Raw genomic sequence first — 17,232 nt, 5'->3', positions numbered from 1 at the left:
ACGGTTCAGGAGCCGTCGATGTCTGTCATATGGTCGAAGACTTTGGTGAAGATCCGCCCCAGGGTCTCCATCTCCTCGGGGTCGAGAAGATCGACGAGGTGGCTGCGGACTCCGGCGACGTGATCGGGTGCCGCGGCCCGCAGCAGCTGCCATCCGGCCTCGGTCATCACGCAGTTGACCCCACGGCCATCCTCGGGGATGGCGGAACGCTCGAGCAGTCCGCGCTTCTCCATTCGGGCGACGCAGTGGGTCAGCCGGGATCGGGACATGGTCGTGTCGGTGGCGAGCAGCGCCATTCGCATCGTCCGGTCGTCGTGTTCGGACAGACGTACGAGGATTTCGTATTCGGGCAGGCCGATGCCGTGCTTCTCACGCAGCTCCTTGTCCAGCTGTGTGCTGAGCAGCTGAGAGCCGTTGAGGTAGCTGCGCCAGGCTCTCTGGTCGACCGCCGAGAGCCAGCGAGGCTCGGTCATCACCGGCCTCCGCGGGCGTCGCGGTCGGACATGTGGCCGGCGGCCTCCACCTGGAGGCGCTGGGCGACCTCGGTGGCCCAGTAGGTGAGGATCGCATCGGATCCGGCACGTTTGAAGGCGATGAGAGATTCCTCGATCGCCTTCTCCCGGTCGATGGCTCCGGCGGCGGCCGCGAATTCGATCATCGCGTACTCTCCGGACACCTGGTAGGTCCACACTGGCACTATGGACTCCTGAGCCACCTCGACGAGCACATCGAGATACGGCAGCCCCGGCTTGACCATGACGATGTCGGCGCCTTCGGCGAGGTCGAGGCCGAGTTCGCGCAGCGCTTCGCGACCGTTCGCGGGATCCTGCTGGTAGGTCTTACGGTCGCCCTTGAGCTCGGAATCGACGGCTTCGCGGAAGGGACCGTAGAAGGCGGAGGCGTATTTCGCGGTGTAGCCCATGACGACAGTGTCGGTGAATCCGGCGGCGTCGAGTGCCTCACGGCAGTAGGCGACCTGACCGTCCATCATGCCCGACAGCCCGAGCACCTCGGCCCCGGCGCGGGCCTGGGCCAGCGCCATCGAGGCGTAGCGGTCGAGGGTGGCGTCGTTGTCGACTCCCCCGTCCCGATCGAGGACTCCGCAGTGACCGTGGGAGGTGAATTCGTCGAGGCACAGGTCCGCCATGATCACGGTGTCATCGCCGAGTTCGGCGGCCAGCAGCGACAGCGCCCGGTTGAGGATGCCGCCGGGGTCGTCGGCCTGTGAGCCGACCTCGTCCTTGTGTTCGGGGATGCCGAAGAGCATGAGTCCGCCGACGCCGGCCGCCACCGCTTCGCGGGCGGCCTCGAGCAGGGAGTCCAGCGTGTGCTGGACGACTCCGGGCATGCCGCTCAGCGGCAGAGGTTCGCTCAGCCCCTCCTTGACGAACATCGGCAGGATGAGCTCGGTTGGGTGGAGGCGCACCTCGGAGACGAGCCGGCGCAGGGCCGGGGTCGACCGCAGTCGGCGGGGACGGACTGTTCCGGGAACCAATGACATGTCATGCCTTCCTTCTGCGGCGCTTCTGACTCGGACGCTGCGGGGAGATCCCGGCTTCCACGTCGTCGGCGCGCTGGGTGAGTGCGAATTCGACGAGACCGTCGATAAGCGAGGTGAGGTTGGCTTCCTCGGCGAGGACGTCGACGCGCAGCCCGTGTTCGGCCGCGGTGTTCGCCGTCGCCGGGCCGATGCAGCAGATCACCGAGGTGGGGGCCGGCTTGCCGGCGATGCCGACGAGGTTGCGCACCGTCGATGAGGAGGTGAACAGGAAGGCGTCGAAGTCGCCGGCCTTGATCGAATCGCGGATCGGAGCCGGCGGCGGAGAGGCGCGGACCGTGCGGTAAGCGGTGACGTCGTCGGGGTCCCACCCCTTCTCCAGCAGCCCGGCCACAAGCACCTCGGTGGCGATATCGGCACGAGGCAGGAGAACCGTGTTCATCGGGTCGATATCATCGACGAAGTCCGGCCAGGCCGCGGCCAGCCCACGTGCGGAGTGCTCACCGTCGGGGACGAGGTCGGGAGTGATCCCCCAGTCGACCAGCGCTGCCGCGGTGCGACCGCCCACGGCGGCGACCTTCACGCCGGCCATCGAACGGGAGTCTAGTCCGAAGTCTTCGAACCACATACGCACAGCACGCACGGCGTTGACCGAAGTGAATCCGACCCATTCGTAGGATCCGTCGACAAGGCCTCGGATCGCCTTCTCCATCTGGGTCGGTGTGCGCGGCGGCTGAACGGCAATCGTCGGCACGACGGTGCCGACGGCGCCGAGTTCGGCCAGAGCCTCTGCCGTGGAGGTGCCCTGTTCCTTCGTCCGCGGGATGAGCACCTGCCAGCCGAACAGCGGTTTGGATTCGAACCAGCTGAGCTCTCCTCTGGATTCCACTCCCTGCCCCATGATCACCACCATACGATCCGAACCTGTCTGCGCCATGGACAGCGCCTGCTGCAAAGTCGTCTCCACGCTCGTCTGCTCGATGGTGGAGATCCCCCACCCGAGGAGAACCTTCGTGTCCTCGTCCCAGCCGTCCGCGAGCAGGGCTTCGATGGCCTGTTCGTGGGCGGCTGCGCTGCCGGTGAGCACATGGGTCGTGTTCCTGTGGCGGGAGACGTCGACATGGGTCTGCGGTCCGGCTTCGATGAAGCGCACCGACCGGACGCGGTTGGTCGTCAGCGCGGTACCGGTGAAGGCCGCCGTGGAGGCGGAGAGTCCGACTCCGGGCACGATCTCGACCTCGACCTGTTCCCTGCGGCAGACTCCGGCTTCCGCAGTCGTGGTGGTGAAGATGATTCCGTCGTCCGAGCTCAGCCGCACCACGGTCTTGTCCGGACGGGCGAGTTCGGCCATCCGCCGACCGCGGGTCGAAGCGGCGACTCCGAGGTCGGCGGCATCGATGAGCGTGGCGGCCTGCGGCACATAGGCGGTGACGATCTCGGAGTGGACGTCGGCATCGTAGACGACGGTTTCGGCGGTGGCGAGGATTTCGGCGCCGCGCATCGTCATCAGACCCGATTCGCCGGGTCCGCTGCCGATGAAGACGACTCGTGGGGCTGCCGGCAGGAGTCGGCGCGGCTGCACCTGGCCCGTTGTCGGTTCGCTGTTCATCCCTGCTCCTGAGCCTTGACGGGGGTGAGGTGTTGGGCGCTGAGTGCCGGGTCGATGCCGAGGCGTCCCAGAAGATCCTCGGCCGCTGCGGTGCCGAGTTCGTCGGCGATACGGGCGAGTTCCTTCGCGGTCACCGACAGCTGCTGATCGCCGGCGGTGCTCCAGTCGACGTCGAGGAGAGCAGGCAGTTCGGCGCTCTGACGGGTACGGGCGAGCTTGCCGTCATCATCGGCCATGACGGCGTCGACGATGAATTCGGTGCCTTGGATCTTCGCCAGCGCGCCGATGGGAGCCGAGCAGCCGGCTTCGGCGCGGGAGAGGATCGCCCGTTCACAGGTCACGGCGAGGTCGGTGGTCTGGTCGTGGATCCGACGCAGAGCGGCCCGCACCTCGGCGTCCTCGCCGAGGATCTCCGCGGTGGTGGCGAAGGCGCTGTCGGCGCTGCGCGTCTCGATCGCCAGGGCTCCCTGGCCCGGGGCCGGGAGCATGACATCGAAGTTGAGCGAATCGGTGGCTTCGGCCAGGCGCCCGATGCGCCGCACTCCGGCGGCGGCGAGGACGACTGCGTCGAGACGGCCGTCGCGGACATGGGCGATGCGGGTGTCGACGTTTCCGCGCACTCCGCGGACCTCGATATCGGGACGTGCGGCACGCAGCTGAACGGCACGACGCGGCGAACCAGTGCCGATGACGGACCCGGAGGGCAGGTCGTTCAGGCTCAGCCCGTCGCGGCCGATGAGGACATCGGCCGGGTCGACGCGCGGCGGGATGGCTGCCATCTGGATCCCCGCCTCGGGGGTGGTGGGCAGGTCCTTGAGCGAGTGCACGGCCAGATCGATCTTGCCCTGGTGGAGGGCCTGTCGGACGGCGGAGACGAAGACTCCGGTGCCGCCGAAACCGGCCAGGGGCGACATGTTGACATCGCCCTCGGTGACGACCTCGACGATCTCGACGCGCCAGCCGGTCAGAGCCGCGATCTGGTGCGCGATCGCCGTGGACTGGGACCGAGCCAGCTGTGACCGGCGGGTGCCCAGACGCACGGTGCGGCCGGTGAAGTGTTCGGGTTCGACGATGTCGAGGGTGTGATCGGCGACCGGGCGGATGCCGTCGGCCTCGACGTGGTGGGCGCTGGCGGCCGTCGCGACCTTCGTCTCGGGCGTGGTCTTGGCGTGGGCGACCTTATTGACCGGCAGGTCGAAGAGCTGCATGAGCGCTTGGGCGTAGTCGACCTCGGATTCGGTCACGGCGAGTTCCTTGACCTTCACGGTCGGGGTGTGGATGAGCTTCTCCGCCACCCGATGCAGGGATTTTCGGATCTCTGCGAAGGCCTTGTCGTCGACGGAGTCACCGAGCTTCTTCTCCAGTCGCTGGGTCTCGGAGGCGAGCACATCTTTGGCATGGGAGCGCAGAGCGGTCACGGTCGGTGCGACCGAGCGCTCCTTGTTGCCGGTGGCGATGTTCTCCAGCTCGGCGGCGATGATGGAGCGCACCTCTTCGACGGTGCTCACGACCTTCGCGTCGCGTTCCTTGTCGGACCCGCGCAGCAGTTCGCGTATCTCGCCGAGGCCGAAGAGGGCGACATGTTCGAACTCGCGGACGCTGGGGTCGATGTCGTGCGGCAGAGCGAGGTCGATGAAGGCCTTGTTGGCGGCGCCCTTGGGGTTCTGTGAGAGCCCTGCGACGATGTCGTCACGGCTGACCACGACTCCGCGAGCACCGGTGCAGGAGACGATGAGGTCGGCGTCGGCGATCTCTTCGGCCATGATCCGCGGGGTGAGTTCGCGCGCTCGTCCGCCCACCTCGGCGACGAGGCGTTCGGCCTTGTCGAGGGTGCGGTTGAGCACGGTGATGTGGGCGACGCCTTCCTTGTGCAGTCCGGACACCACGAGGCCCGACATGGCTCCGGCGCCGATGACCAGGGCATTGGCGGCACGCAGGGAGCCGATATGCGCGGCCGTTGCTTCGAGGCCGGCACCGAACAGGGACCGGGCGACATCACCGAGATCGGTCTCCGAGTGGGCGCGCTTGCCGACCCGCAGCGCCTGCTGCAGCGCTTGGGAGAGTTCGGACGTCAGTGCCTTGTCCGACTGCGATTCCGTGAACGACGAGCGCAGCTGACCGAGGATCTGAGCTTCGCCGATGGCCATGGAGTCGAGCCCGCAGGATACCTTGAGCAGGTGCTCCATGGCCTGATGGTCGTAGTGCGCATAGAAGTGCCCGGCGATATCAGACCACTCTTTGTCGATCGAGGACACGAGTGCATTGCCGAGGTCGGCCAGTCCCCCGTGGAAGGCGGAGACATCGGCGATGAGTTCGAGACGATTGCACGTCGAGAGCACCGCGAGTCCTTCGACATTCTCTCCGGCCAGGGCGTCGCGGCGCAGAGTGCCGACCTCACCGGCGCCGAAGGCCATGCGATCGAGCATGTCGATCGGAGCCGACTGATGTGAAATGCCGAGAACCAAGAGAGTCAATTCCTGTGCTCCTCAAAACCAGGGTTGAGCGGTGCCGTGTCCAGCGCCGAATAGTATGCGAGTACTTGCAGCTCACTGGCCAAGTCGACTTGATGGACACGGACGGTATCCGGTGCGTCGAGCACGGTGGGTGAGAAATTGAGAATGCCGCGCACACCTGCTTCGACGGCCTTCTGGGCCGCCGCGGATGCCGCGGCTGCGGGGACGGCCATGACCACCAGGTCGATGTGCTCGGACCAGGCGGGCAGGTCATCCAGGGAGGAGACGGTCAGGGCACCGATGGAGGTGCCGATCTTCTCCTCGTCGATGTCGAACACGCCGGTCAGCCGCAGACCGCGGCGTCGGAATCCGGCATAGTCGGCCAGCGCCGAACCGAGGCGTCCGGCGCCGATGATGGCGACGCGCCGGTCGCGGTCGAGGCCGAGGAACGTCCGCAGGGTCGCGGCCAGCTCCGGACAGGAATAGCCGACCCCGCGGGTTCCCGATCGCCCCAGCTGGGAGAGGTCCTTGCGCAGAATCGACGGGGACACACCGCTGCGCGCGGCGAGGTCCTCCGACGAAATTGTGCCCTGGCCGGTGGCGGCAATCGTCTCGACGGTCTGCAGATAGATCGGGAGCCGGGATATCACGCGCTCGGGGACGTCCTTGCGAACGACACCCTCAATCCTGTTGGCGGACAGAATCTCGCCCACGAATCCGCCTCACTCCTTCAATCGATCTCATGCGCCCAAGGCGTCGAGCGCCTTGGACAGCCGATCCTTGTCGACTCGATGAAAACTGTGTTGTCGCCCGTTGAGGAGAACGACTGGAACATCCCAGCCGTACTGTGCGGCCAGATCATCATCGGTGTCGATGTCGATCTCCGTCACGGTCACATCTCTGCCCGCGGCCACCTCGGTGACGGTCTGGAACGCGTCAGCGCACAGATGGCAGTCGACACGTGTGAGAAAGGTCAGGTCGACCATGGCTCACTCCTCATCGGGTGCAACAAACCCCGCCGAGAAATCACTCGAGCGGGGGCGTAGGACCGTCGGGTCTTACTTCTTGTTGCGACGCTGGTGACGTGTCTTGCGAAGCTGCTTGCGGTGCTTCTTCTTCGACATACGCTTGCGGCGCTTCTTGATGACTGAGCCCACTCGGGTACCCCTTGTGCTTGTCGGTGGAGGGTGAACTTCAGGTGCCCACCCATTGAACTAACCGTGCAATTCTATCGCTTGGCCGCCTGCTTTCCCAAAACTGTGTCCAGATCCACAACGGCCGCGCCGGGCGATCCGCGCGGGCCCGGGGATCGGGTTCGGTTCGGGCGGAGTGCCCGGCAGGGCCGGGTCCGGTTCCGCCGGGGTCGGCTCCGACCGTGCAGAGCTCGGCTGCGACCGTGCCGGGATCGGCTCCGACCGAGCGGTCGTCGGGCGACGGGGCTCAGTCGAAGTAGGGGTCGAGGGCGAAGAAGGGGAAGGTGTTCTTCCGAGTGCCCATCACGGCACGGTCGAGTTCGGCTTCCGGGTCGAACCCCTTCGACCAGGGTTCGAAGGCTCCGTCGAATCCGTCGGTCATCGACAGCGGCGCCTCCCTTCCGGTCTTCGTCTGGGCGTAGGAGGCCCAGCGTCCGGGGATCCGTGCTCCGGGATCGATATCGAGTCCGGCGGCGACCGCCAGTAGATTCGTCCAGGCGCGGGGCACCACGTCGATGATCGCGTATCCCCCTCCCCCGACCGACAGCCACCGCCCGTCGGCGTGGTCGACGGCGAGATCGCGGATGCGTTCGGCAGCGGTGCGCATGGCGTCGACGCTCAGGCGCATATGGGTCAGCGGGTCCTCCCGGTGACCGTCGCAGCCGTGCTGGGAGACGATGACCTGGGGTTCGAAGGCGGCGACGATCTGCGGGACGGTGGCGTCGAAGGCGCGCAGCCAGTCCGCGTCGCCCGTGCGCGGGGGCAGCGCGATATTCACCGCCGAGGCGGCCGCCTTGAGTCCCCCGATATCGGCGGGGTACCCGGTGCCGGGGAAGAGGAACTTCCCCGATTCGTGGATCGAAATCGTGAGCACTCGAGGGTCGTCCCAGAAGAACGTCTCGACACCGTCACCATGGTGGGCGTCGATATCGAGATAGACGATGCGCTCGTATCCGGCTTCGAGGAATTCGGTGATCGCTCCGGCCGCGTCGTTGTAGACGCAGAACCCGCTGGCCTTGCCCGGCATCGCGTGGTGCATTCCGCCGCAGAAATTCACCGCCCGGCGATAGTCACCGGAGATGATAGCGTTCGCGGCGTTGACGCTGCCTTGGAACAGCAGCGCCGAGGCGGTGTGCATATTCTCGAACCCGGGAACATCCTCGGTGCCGATTCCGAACCTGTTCGCATCCTGCTCATCGAGGCCCTCAGCGGTGCCGGCCTGTTTGACGGCGGCGATGTAGTCGGGGTCGTGGAGGCGGGCGAGCTTGGCCTCATCGATCTCGCCGATGGGATTGACGTGGACGTTGTCCGCGTCGAAGAGCCCGAAGTCCTCGGCGAGCTTCGCTGTCAGGTCGAGCCTGAGAGGGTGCATGGGGTGGCTGGGACCGAAGTTGTAACCGGTCACCTCGTCGTCCCAAACGACATACACATCATTTTCGGCCATGCCCACCATGATATATGGCGCAGCTCACTTGCGCCGATTCCGGGCCACCGGCTCTACCATGGTGATTGTGTCCAAGAATTCCTCGCCGCGCTTCGATTGGCTGCTGAATCCGGGCCGGTGGGTCCGTGACTTCGTCGACGACCTCGCCGTGGCCTCACCGGCACAACTGGCGATCGGGTCTTTCGTCGCCGTCGTCGTGGCGTTCGCGATCCTGCTGATGCTGCCGGCGAGCGTGCGCGACCCCGGTTCAGTCGACCAGGCCACACACATCGCGAACTCGGTGTTCGTGGCGGTCTCCGCCGTGTGCGTGACCGGGCTGACCCCGGTCGTCACGGAGGAGTACTGGTCAGACTTCGGGATCTCGGTCATCACCGCCGGCATCCAGGTCGGTGGTCTCGGAATCCTCACCCTCGCCTCGGTGCTGGGCATGGCTGTCTCCAGGAGGCTGGGAGTCCGGCAGCGACTGATCGCTCAGCAGGCCACCTCGGCGCTCAATCTGGGTCAGGTCGGCTCGCTGCTCAAGGCCGTGGTCATCACCATCTTCACCGCCGAATCGATCCTCGCGGTGCTGCTGTTCCCACGGTTCCTCATCCGCGGGGAATCGCTCGGCGACTCGATCTGGTACTCGGTGTTCTACTCGATCTCGGCCTTCAACAACGCCGGTTTCACCATCCACGAAGGCGGGGCGGCGTACTTCGCCTCCGATCCATGGATCCTGTCGCTGATCATGGTCGGCGTGTTCGTCGGGTCGCTGGGCTTTCCCGTCGTGCTTATGGTCACGATGTTCTGGAATCGGCCGAGCCGCTGGGATCTGCATACGAAGCTGACGCTGACGACCACGACAACGGTCCTGGCCATCGGGCTGCTGCTGTTGGCGCTGTTCGAGTCGGCGAACCCGGCGACGCTCGGCGACAAGAACGCCGGTCACACCTTCCTCGAAGTGCTGTTCATGGCGGTCATGCCCCGGTCCGGCGGCTTCGCGACGATGGAGGTCGCGGACATGAGCCAGGCGTCGCATCTGCTCATGGACCTCATGATGTTCATCGGCGGCGGATCTTCATCGACGGCCGGCGGAATCAAGGTGACGACGGTGGCCGTGCTCGTCCTCGCTGCGTATGCCGAGGCCAGGGGTCAGCAGGACGTGCACGTGTTCGGTCGGCGGCTGACGTCGTCGACGATCAAACTGTCGATCTCAGTTCTGCTCACCGGTGCGATGATCGTCTTCATCGGCACCCTGATGATGCTGCAGATCAGTGCGGAACCGCTCGATCAGGTGCTGTTCGAGGTGATCTCCGCCTTCGGCACCGTCGGGCTGAGCTCCGGGGTGTCGGCGACCTCGCCGGACTCGGGACTCTATGTTCTGTCGGTGATCATGCTCATCGGTCGACTCGGTACGATTACACTTGCGGCAGCGCTGTCTATGCAGGACTCCGCCCGTCTCTACCGCTACCCCGAAGAAAGGCCGGTCGTTGGCTAACGAACACACCTCAATCCTGGTCATCGGACTGGGACGCTTCGGGTCCTCGACTGCGGCGACTCTGGCCAAACTCGGTCGCGAGGTGATGGCCATCGAGCACAATCCCGAACTCGTCAAGGACTGGAGCGGCAAACTCACGCACGTCGTCGAGGCCGACTCGACGAACATCGACGCTCTGCGCCAGGTGGGTGCCGGTGACTTCTCGACCGCCGTCGTCGGCATCGGAACCTCGATCGAGGACAGTGTGCTGACCACGGCCAACCTCGTCGACCTGGGCGTGACGCAGGTGTGGGCGAAGGCGATCTCGCCGTCGCACGGCAAGATCCTCCACCGCATCGGCGCCCACCATGTGCTCTATCCGGAGTCGGATGCCGGCCGCCGCGTCGCTCACCTGGTCAGTTCGCGGATGATGGAGTACATCGAGTTCGACGAGGGCCATTTCGCCGTGGTGAAGATGCGTCCGCCTCGGGAGATCCAGGGCTTCACCCTCAGCGAGTCCGGTGTCCGCGACAAGTACGGTGTGACGATCGTCGGCATCAAGAGTCCTGGCCGCGACTTCACCTACGCCGAGCCGACGACGCGGGTGGGCAAACAGGACCTGCTCATCGTCGCCGGGCACGTCGAGCTGCTGGGTCGGTTCGCCGGGCGTCCGTAGACTGCGGGGCGGTGCCAGAGGTATCCGCGGGTTCAAAGTGTGAAAGCAGTGACTTCGATCAGGGCATCTGCATTTCGAAGCAGTTGGTGCACCGGTCAGGTCCGACAACACCGCAGTGGCACACCCCACGTGAAGCGATCGCCGCGCATCATGGGTCTCGGAACGCTGGCACAGGAGGTGTGACTGCGCGGCGTGAGAGCGGGCGACGGGAATCGAACCCGCGTCATCGGCTTGGGAAGCCGAAGCTTTACCATTAAGCTACGCCCGCGCGTCGCCACCGAATCGGAAGTGTTCGCCCGGGCAGAACTCGGTGCGATCATGCCGTGGTCAGCGACTCGGACCAGTCTACAGCGTCTGCCACGAGGTGCATCCGACAGTCCCGGCTTCAAAGTGTGAAAGCAGTGACTTCGATCAGGGCATCTGCACTTTCAAGCAGTTGGTGCCGTGGTTGGGTGCGAGCTCAGGAACGCACTCGTGGGGCAATGAACTTCCTCAGGTGCGGTGCCTGCCCGAAGAGTTTGGTTGCGCATTCTTCAAGGTGAGTCACCTCGGTGAAGTTGAGACGAACAATTCGGTAGCCCAGCTCCAGCAACCGGTTGTACTGACGAACCTCTTTGCGCATCAGCCGAACTCCGTTGTCGGCATATTTGGAGAAGCCGTCGACGAGAACGATCGTCCGCGATTCTCTGTGCAGAAAGTCCACACGAGCGATGACTGCGCGCCCATCCCAGATCCTGGCCTGCTGACTGAACCCGGTCAGCCTCAACTGTGGGAGGTTGTACGCGAAGTGACTCTCCCCGTAGCTCTCCGACAGCGGACCGATCGCCGACAGCAAGCGCTGCGCTCTCGCCTGGCCTTTTGAGAGTCGGCCCAGCACGGGCAGGAAGTCCTCGGCGATTCGGCGCTCGGACAATGCCAGCGTGTCCGGTGGGTAACCGAACCTAGCCGCTGCGTCCGCTCCTGCGTCGGAACCGAATACCGATCTGCGCAGACACGACTCCAGCGCGGCGAAGCCCTCCGGTTCACCGAGTTGGCCGATGATGTCGAATGCGGTGCGAATGGGCGAGGTGAGCGCCATCTTGCCGATGCGGACGACGTCCTGAACAGGAATGGCCTTGGAGGTCCTCGACACATCGGCACTGCTGTGCCGCCTCGTCGGATGGGCGATGAAGACCTTCCCCCGAGGCGGTCGATGCAGCGGAAGGTCATGGACGAATGCGGCGGAGACTCCCCAGATCACGTCGTCGACTCGGTAGTGCGGGTACGAAGCCACCCGCAGCTTCTCGAACATGTCGAGGAGTTCGAAGCGCGGTCTCCCCGACTCCGGGTCGGTCTGCTCGACGACTCTCCTCATCCACGCTTCGTCCGTGATGAACCCCGCTATCGCACTATGTCTTGGATTCGAACAGCGGGCGATGACCGAATACATCCCTTGAGTGAGTGCCAAAAGGCAGCAGTCTATAGCGTCACGGATGCATCTGCTCTGCACCCCACGCGCCCTGAGTTCACTGGTGCGGACCACGTTGTACATGCGGCAAGACTGTCGCTGCGTATGAGACTCTGACAAGGCCTCCTCAACCGTCTGTGGACTCGCCCTCGGCATCCACACCCATGAGACGTCGGAGTCCGCAGGTTGTCAACAGTCCACGGTGCTCGAGTCGTCGACGCCTCCAATCCTGCGTGGTACCCGATCGAAGCCGAATTCTCAGCGCAACGGTGCGTGCGCCGAGGCGGTCACGACACAGCCACAACGCTGCGGTATCCACAACCGCGTGTTCGAAGTGCATGCGTCCTGATCGGAATCGGGTCGCCTGCACTTCGAACACGCGGCTGGCGGACGGGGTCAGTGCTCGACGGCCTCCTCGGCGCCGAACCCGGTGTGGGCACGGACGTCCATCTCCGCGGCAAGCTCGGGGCTCTCGACGGTCCGGTCGGTGATCGACGCGATCCAGCCGAGGATGAATCCGAGCGGAATCGAGATGATTCCCGGGTTGGACAGCGGGAAGATCGCGAAGTCGGCACCAGGGATCATTGCGGTCTCGGAACCGGAGACGACCGGCGAGAAGGCAATGAGCACCATCGCCGAGATCAGGCCGCCGTAGATCGACCACACCGCACCGCGAGTGGTGAAGCGCTTCCAGAACAGCGAGTACACGATCGTGGGCAGGTTCGCGCTGGCGGCGACGGCGAAGGCCAGCGCCACAAGGAATGCGATGTTCTGCCCCTGAACTCCGATGCCGCCGATGATCGCGACCGCACCGATGACGACGACCGTGCGACGGGCGATCTTGACCTCCGCATCGGAGTCCTCGACCTTGCCCTTCTTGATGACGTTGGCGTAGATGTCGTGGGCGAACGAGGCCGCCGCCGTGATGGCCAGACCCGCCACCACCGCGAGGATCGTGGCGAACGCGACCGCGGAGATGAAGCCCATGAGGATGGGCCCGCCGAGGTGGAGCGCGAGCAGCGGTGCCGCCGAATTCACTCCGCCGGGAGCATTGTTGATCGCGTCTGCACCGACGAGCGCGGCGGCACCGTAGCCGAGGACAAGAGTGAAGAGGTAGAACGCGCCGATGAGCCAGATCGCCCACACCACGGAACGGCGCGCCTCCTTCGCAGTGGGAACCGTGTAGAAGCGCATGAGGACGTGTGGCAGACCGGCGGTTCCGAGCACGAGGGCCAATGCCAGAGAGATGAAGTCGAGAGGATTCTCGCCGTACTTCAGTCCCGGCTCGAGCACCGCCTCACCGACGCCGCCGGCCGCGTTCTCCACTGCCGAGGCCAGCAGCGTGGAGAGATTGAAGCCGTTGAGGGCGAGCACCCAGACGGTCATGGCGAAGGCACCGGCGATGAGCAGGACCGCTTTGACGATCTGCACCCAGGTGGTGCCCTTCATTCCGCCGACGAGGACGTAGATGATCATCAGCGCACCGACGACGGCGATGACGAGCGACTGACCGACCTTGCCGTCGATGCCCATGAGCAGGGAGACGAGACCGCCTGCTCCGGCCATCTGGGCGAGGAGGTAGAAGAGGCAGACCGCCAGAGTCGACAGTGCTGCGGCCATGCGCACCGGACGCTGCTTGAGCCGGAACGACAGCACATCGGCCATGGTGAACTTGCCGGTGTTGCGCATGAGCTCGGCAACGATGAGCAGAGCAACGAGCCAGGCCACGAGGAAGCCGATCGAGTAGAGGAATCCGTCGTAGCCATTGACGGCGATCGCACCGCAGATGCCGAGGAAGGACGCAGCTGAGAGGTAGTCACCGGCGATGGCGAAGCCGTTCTGCGGTCCGGTGAACGACCGGCCGCCGGCGTAGTAGTCCGAAGCGGATTTGTTGTTGCGGCTGGCCCGCAGGACGATGAACATCGTGACCGCGACGAATGCGGCGAAGATCGTGATGTTGAGGACCGGGTTGTTCTCGACCTCGGTGGTGGCTGCGCTGAGGAGGTCGATTCCCGAGGCGACGAAGTCTCCGATTGCCAGAGTGCTCATGAGTGGGTTCCTTCCGATTCGGCCAGCAGTCGTTCACGGATCGCCTCCGCGGGAGGATCGAGCTTCTTATTGGCGAACGAGACGTAGAACATCGTGATCGCGAAGGTCGTCACGAACTGCAGCAGCCCGAAGACGAGCCCGACATTGATCTCCCCCACGACCTTCGTCGACATGAAGTCATGAGCGTAGGTGCTGAGGATCACGTAGAGGAAGTACCAGACGAGGAACGCGATCGACAGCGGGATCACCACCGAGAATCGTTTGCGCTTGAGCGCCTTGAACTCCGGGCTCTCCTCCTCTGCGAGGAAGTCAACTCCGGTGTTGACAGGGTCAGTCATTCTTTCTCCTTTGAATGGACAGAACATCAGTGTCCTGAATCACATGACCCCAAGGTAACGTTCAGCATGCACTGGGGAATACCACCGAAAGTTGGTAGCTTGTTCACATGAATGCGCATGCCAAGGAAACACGGGCACTCAAGGTCGAGACCCGTCGCCTATTCGTCGAAGCCGTCGACTCCCTGCATGAGAGCGGCACGGGCGACGTCGTCTTCGGAGGCATGGTCGAGGAGGGTTCGGTCGCGGTCGAAGCCGTCGCCGGCGCCGGCGCCGGCAAGGACCTGCTCTCGTCGCTCATCGTCAGCACCGGGCGCGGTCTCGGCGGACGGGCCATGACCGAAGGCACCCCGCAGCTGACCCGCGACTATGAGATCGACCCGCTCATCACCCATCACTACGACGAGGAGGTGCTCGGTGAGGGCATCCGCGTCCTCATCGCCGTGCCCACCCTCCACGGTGGTGAGGTCACCGGCATGGTCTACTGCGGCCATCGCGCGGACTACGACGCCGCCGCCCCGCAGACAGGAGACCTCGTGAGGCGAGTGCGAGAGCTCTCGGTCGATCTCGCTCGACTCGGCTACCGGCAGCAGCCGCTTGGCCCGGTCAAGGAGGAACCGCTCTATCCGGATCTGGACCCCTCGGGACGCGAGGCTCTCCGGCACACCTATGCGGAGCTGCGAGCCATCCGCTCCGGCATCGTCGACGAGGAGACCCGGGAGAAGCTCACCGGCGTCGAGGCGCGCCTGGCCGATATCCTCGCCGGGCACAATCCGGAGAACTTCCAAACCCCGGTGCCCGCGGTGCGGCTGTCGCCGAGGGAGACCGACATCCTTTCGCACGTCGCCCTGGGATGGCCGAATGCCCGCATCGCCGAGGCGCTGTCGCTGCGCGAGTCGACGGTGAAGTCCTATCTCAACACGGCGATGGTCAAGCTCTCGGCACGGACCCGGCATGAGGCCGTGTCGATTGCCCGCTCGTCCCACGTCCTCCCCTGAGCGGGGAGAATCGGCTCAGTCGCTGATGACCTCGGAGTTCTCCCGTTCCATCTCCACGGAACGGTCCGCCGCCGCCTGCGCGGCCGCCTCGGCGATATCGAAGATCCCGGAGTCGAGGAACTGCTGGAGACCGGCCAGGGTCGTGCCGCCCTTGCTGCTCACGGCCTGACGCTGAGCGGCGGGATCGGGCTTCTCGGTCAGGAGTCGGCCGGCGCCGTCGGCGGTGGCCACGACCATCTGGCGAGCGACGTCCTCACTGAGGCCCTGCTTGACGCCGGCGGCGATCATGGCCTCGGCGAGAAGGAAGAAGTACGCGACTCCGGACCCGGAGATTCCGGTCATGGCAGGTATCTGGGCTTCGTCGAGATCGACGACGAGGCCGGCTCCCGACAGCAGGGACGTCAGTGTGTCCACGCTGGCGGCGGTCACCTCGGCGGAGGGGGCCAGTGCGATGACGCCGTGTCCGATGGCGCTCGGCGTGTTCGGCATGATCCGGACGATCGGATTCTCGGGGGCGAGCTTCGCCAGGTCCGCAGCGGCGACGCCGGCGGCCATGGACACGAGCACGGAGTTCGGGTCGAGGTCGTCGGCGAGTTCGCGCACGGTCTCGGCCATCATCCACGGTTTTACGCCGAGGAAGACGAAATCGGCTCCGGCTACCGCCCTGCGGTTCGCCTCGGGATCGTCCTCCACCGAGGTGACCGCCGGGGTCGGCAGATCCTGGCGGAGGCGCTGGGCCGAAGCGGTCGAGTTCGTCGTCGCGCGCACGGTGATGCCCGCGTCGGCGCTGAGGATCCCCTGGATGAGGGCCGTGCCCATGTTGCCGGTTCCGATGGAGGCGATGGTGGTCAAAGTGCGCCAGCCTTTCGTTAGGGGTGGGGTGGTCGGTGGGTGTTCCTGCGTGTGGGCGTGCCGATGCAGGGTTCGACGGGCGGTCGTGATCGGTCCCAGGGCCAGCTCTCGCCGCCGGATGTGCCGGAACGCGAGGGCTTGTGCTCGGTGGTGCGGGTGTGGCTGTGGGTGTTGCGTCGGGGAGCATCAGCTTCGAGGCCGAGGTGCTCGCGGGCGAAGGCGATGGAGTCGGCGAGCATCTGCTCGCGGACGGACTGTCTGCGCACGAATCGGGTGTTGACCTCGACGACGACGTCGCCCTGCCAATTGTGTTTGGCCAGGTACTGCAGGGTCTCAGCGACGGGCATCGTGCCTTCGCCCGGAACGAGGTGTTCGTCCTTGAGGGAGCCGGCACCGTCGGTGAGGTGGACATGGCGGAGCTGATCGAAGATCTCGCTCACCGTCTCCAGAGCGTTCATGCCGGCGGTGGAGGCGTGGGAGAAGTCGAAGGTGAGGTCGTCGTAGTCCTCGTCCAGGGGGTTCCAGTCGGGGTAGTAGACCTGGATCTCGCGCAGGCCCGCACGCCAGGGGTACATGTTCTCCACAGCCAGTCTCACTCCGGTCTCGTGGGCGACTTGGCGGACGCCGTCGACGAAGCCGAGGGCGTATTCGCCCTGCCATCGGAACGGCGGGTGAAGGACGACGGTGTCGGCGTGGACCTCTTTGGCGAGGTTCGCGGTCATCCGCAGCTTCTCCCAATGGTCTTTGTGCAGCACCCGGGGCAGGAACAGCAGGGTCGGGGCGTGCAGGGAGAGGACGTCGAGACCGGTGTCGCTGGCGAGTCCGTTGATGAGGTCGACATCGCGGGTGTCGGCATTGTGGGTGATCATGATCTCGACCCCGTCGTAGCCGTGTTTGGCTGCTTGAGCGAAGGTCTCCTCGACGGTCATGGGGGAGACGGAGGAGCTGGAGAGGCCGAGTCTGATCCGGTTGTCGGAGACGTGATGAGCGTGTTTCTCATAGATGTCGTGTTTGTCGAAGTACTCCCTGTGGCGCTTCGAATTCGAGCGCGCGGAATTCTTGGTGGTCAACACCTTCCGCTGGGACTTCGACTTCGTGCTCATCTCTTCCAGTCTAACGCGGCTCCCCCACCCCAGAACTACCTGACGGCGGCCCAGCAACCTCGCGCCAGGTTGCTGGGCCGCCGTCGGGTAGTAATTCAGCCGTAGAGGGTTTCGGTGTC

Annotated in this window: 16 protein-coding genes and 1 tRNA gene; 3 read left to right on the top strand and 14 right to left on the bottom strand. The window is 65.2% G+C overall.

Annotation, left to right across the window (positions count from 1 at the left end; genetic code table 11):
- Positions 1 to 5 precede the first annotated feature (5 nt).
- The 8 genes from ACTIIH_RS07905 to ACTIIH_RS07870 form a co-directional block, all read right to left on the bottom strand.
- Positions 6 to 473, bottom strand: a complete 468-nt coding sequence (locus ACTIIH_RS07905; protein WP_101556061.1) for a MarR family winged helix-turn-helix transcriptional regulator — start codon at positions 471 to 473, stop codon at positions 6 to 8.
- Positions 473 to 1,501, bottom strand: a complete 1,029-nt coding sequence (hemB, locus tag ACTIIH_RS07900) for a porphobilinogen synthase (protein WP_441451334.1) — start codon at positions 1,499 to 1,501, stop codon at positions 473 to 475. Before hemB ends, ACTIIH_RS07905 begins: the two co-directional genes overlap by 1 nt.
- 1 nt (position 1,502) lies before the next feature.
- The gene (locus ACTIIH_RS07895) at positions 1,503 to 3,107 is read right to left on the bottom strand and encodes a uroporphyrinogen-III synthase (protein ID WP_441451333.1); all 1,605 of its coding nucleotides are present in this window, start codon (positions 3,105 to 3,107) and stop codon (positions 1,503 to 1,505) included.
- Positions 3,104 to 5,581: a glutamyl-tRNA reductase gene (gene hemA / locus ACTIIH_RS07890; RefSeq protein WP_441451332.1), complete on the bottom strand. Its 2,478-nt coding sequence runs from the start codon at positions 5,579 to 5,581 to the stop codon at positions 3,104 to 3,106. The genes ACTIIH_RS07895 and hemA overlap by 4 nt, the downstream gene beginning before the upstream one ends.
- Positions 5,578 to 6,273 carry a redox-sensing transcriptional repressor Rex gene (locus tag ACTIIH_RS07885; protein WP_441451331.1) on the bottom strand — a complete coding sequence of 232 codons (696 nt, stop codon included), beginning with the start codon at positions 6,271 to 6,273 and terminating at the stop codon, positions 5,578 to 5,580. Before ACTIIH_RS07885 ends, hemA begins: the two co-directional genes overlap by 4 nt.
- 27 nt (positions 6,274 to 6,300) lie before the next feature.
- Complete coding sequence (locus ACTIIH_RS07880; protein WP_441090254.1) at positions 6,301 to 6,546, bottom strand: glutaredoxin family protein; 246 nt, start codon at positions 6,544 to 6,546, stop codon at positions 6,301 to 6,303.
- Between the two features lie 72 nt (positions 6,547 to 6,618).
- Positions 6,619 to 6,717 carry a 30S ribosomal protein bS22 gene (locus ACTIIH_RS07875; protein ID WP_009882927.1) on the bottom strand — a complete coding sequence of 33 codons (99 nt, stop codon included), beginning with the start codon at positions 6,715 to 6,717 and terminating at the stop codon, positions 6,619 to 6,621.
- A 283-nt stretch (positions 6,718 to 7,000) separates the two neighbouring features.
- On the bottom strand, positions 7,001 to 8,197 hold the full coding sequence (locus ACTIIH_RS07870; RefSeq protein WP_173156333.1) for an acetoin utilization protein AcuC: 1,197 nt from the start codon (positions 8,195 to 8,197) through the stop codon (positions 7,001 to 7,003).
- Positions 8,198 to 8,255: 58 nt separating this feature from the next.
- Between ACTIIH_RS07870 and ACTIIH_RS07865 the strand changes: the two genes are divergently transcribed.
- Both ACTIIH_RS07865 and ACTIIH_RS07860 read left to right on the top strand, forming a co-directional pair.
- On the top strand, positions 8,256 to 9,674 hold the full coding sequence (locus ACTIIH_RS07865) for a TrkH family potassium uptake protein (RefSeq protein ID WP_173156331.1): 1,419 nt from the start codon (positions 8,256 to 8,258) through the stop codon (positions 9,672 to 9,674).
- Positions 9,667 to 10,329 carry a potassium channel family protein gene (locus ACTIIH_RS07860; RefSeq protein WP_173156329.1) on the top strand — a complete coding sequence of 221 codons (663 nt, stop codon included), beginning with the start codon at positions 9,667 to 9,669 and terminating at the stop codon, positions 10,327 to 10,329. The genes ACTIIH_RS07865 and ACTIIH_RS07860 overlap by 8 nt, the downstream gene beginning before the upstream one ends.
- Positions 10,330 to 10,526: 197 nt before the next feature.
- Here ACTIIH_RS07860 and ACTIIH_RS07855 read toward each other — a convergent pair.
- From ACTIIH_RS07855 to ACTIIH_RS07840, 4 genes are all read right to left on the bottom strand, one after another.
- Positions 10,527 to 10,597: transfer RNA gene (locus ACTIIH_RS07855), tRNA-Gly, on the bottom strand.
- Positions 10,598 to 10,789: 192 nt separating this feature from the next.
- Positions 10,790 to 11,683, bottom strand: a complete 894-nt coding sequence (locus tag ACTIIH_RS07850; protein WP_441451330.1) for a hypothetical protein — start codon at positions 11,681 to 11,683, stop codon at positions 10,790 to 10,792.
- Positions 11,684 to 12,172: 489 nt separating this feature from the next.
- On the bottom strand, positions 12,173 to 13,825 hold the full coding sequence (locus ACTIIH_RS07845) for a solute symporter family protein (RefSeq protein WP_441451329.1): 1,653 nt from the start codon (positions 13,823 to 13,825) through the stop codon (positions 12,173 to 12,175).
- Positions 13,822 to 14,163, bottom strand: coding sequence for a DUF485 domain-containing protein (locus ACTIIH_RS07840; protein ID WP_441090258.1), 342 nt, complete (start codon positions 14,161 to 14,163; stop codon positions 13,822 to 13,824). Before ACTIIH_RS07840 ends, ACTIIH_RS07845 begins: the two co-directional genes overlap by 4 nt.
- Positions 14,164 to 14,270: 107 nt before the next feature.
- Here ACTIIH_RS07840 and ACTIIH_RS07835 point away from each other — a divergent pair, with 107 nt between their 5' ends.
- The gene (locus ACTIIH_RS07835; protein ID WP_441451328.1) at positions 14,271 to 15,158 is read left to right on the top strand and encodes a LuxR C-terminal-related transcriptional regulator; all 888 of its coding nucleotides are present in this window, start codon (positions 14,271 to 14,273) and stop codon (positions 15,156 to 15,158) included.
- Positions 15,159 to 15,173: 15 nt separating this feature from the next.
- Here the strand turns inward: ACTIIH_RS07835 and proC are convergent, their stop codons facing one another.
- Entirely contained in the window at positions 15,174 to 16,010 is an 837-nt protein-coding gene (proC, locus tag ACTIIH_RS07830; protein WP_441451327.1) for a pyrroline-5-carboxylate reductase, read from the bottom strand.
- A gap of 17 nt (positions 16,011 to 16,027) precedes the next feature.
- Positions 16,028 to 17,113 (bottom strand): sugar phosphate isomerase/epimerase family protein, encoded by a 1,086-nt coding sequence (locus ACTIIH_RS07825; RefSeq protein ID WP_441451326.1) that lies wholly within the window; start codon positions 17,111 to 17,113, stop codon positions 16,028 to 16,030.
- Positions 17,114 to 17,232 lie beyond the last annotated feature (119 nt).

It is taken from the genome of Brevibacterium sp., assembly GCF_052105255.1.
Classification (GTDB): domain Bacteria; phylum Actinomycetota; class Actinomycetes; order Actinomycetales; family Brevibacteriaceae; genus Brevibacterium; species Brevibacterium linens_B.
This window is presented reverse-complemented; position numbering and strand designations above follow the sequence as displayed.

What these genes read in the sequence shown, in the direction of transcription:
- ACTIIH_RS07905 (WP_101556061.1), bottom strand. Translation starts at nt 473, where the DNA reads ATGACCGAGCCTCGCTGGCTCTCGGCGGTCGACCAGAGAGCCTGGCGC.
- hemB (WP_441451334.1), bottom strand. Translation starts at nt 1,501, where the DNA reads ATGTCATTGGTTCCCGGAACAGTCCGTCCCCGCCGACTGCGGTCGACC.
- ACTIIH_RS07895 (WP_441451333.1), bottom strand. Translation starts at nt 3,107, where the DNA reads ATGAACAGCGAACCGACAACGGGCCAGGTGCAGCCGCGCCGACTCCTG.
- ACTIIH_RS07880 (WP_441090254.1), bottom strand. Translation starts at nt 6,546, where the DNA reads ATGGTCGACCTGACCTTTCTCACACGTGTCGACTGCCATCTGTGCGCT.
- ACTIIH_RS07870 (WP_173156333.1), bottom strand. Translation starts at nt 8,197, where the DNA reads ATGGCCGAAAATGATGTGTATGTCGTTTGGGACGACGAGGTGACCGGT.
- ACTIIH_RS07865 (WP_173156331.1), top strand. Translation starts at nt 8,256, where the DNA reads ATGGTGATTGTGTCCAAGAATTCCTCGCCGCGCTTCGATTGGCTGCTG.
- ACTIIH_RS07850 (WP_441451330.1), bottom strand. Translation starts at nt 11,683, where the DNA reads ATGAGGAGAGTCGTCGAGCAGACCGACCCGGAGTCGGGGAGACCGCGC.
- ACTIIH_RS07845 (WP_441451329.1), bottom strand. Translation starts at nt 13,825, where the DNA reads ATGAGCACTCTGGCAATCGGAGACTTCGTCGCCTCGGGAATCGACCTC.
- ACTIIH_RS07840 (WP_441090258.1), bottom strand. Translation starts at nt 14,163, where the DNA reads ATGACTGACCCTGTCAACACCGGAGTTGACTTCCTCGCAGAGGAGGAG.
- ACTIIH_RS07835 (WP_441451328.1), top strand. Translation starts at nt 14,271, where the DNA reads ATGAATGCGCATGCCAAGGAAACACGGGCACTCAAGGTCGAGACCCGT.
- ACTIIH_RS07825 (WP_441451326.1), bottom strand. Translation starts at nt 17,113, where the DNA reads ATGAGCACGAAGTCGAAGTCCCAGCGGAAGGTGTTGACCACCAAGAAT.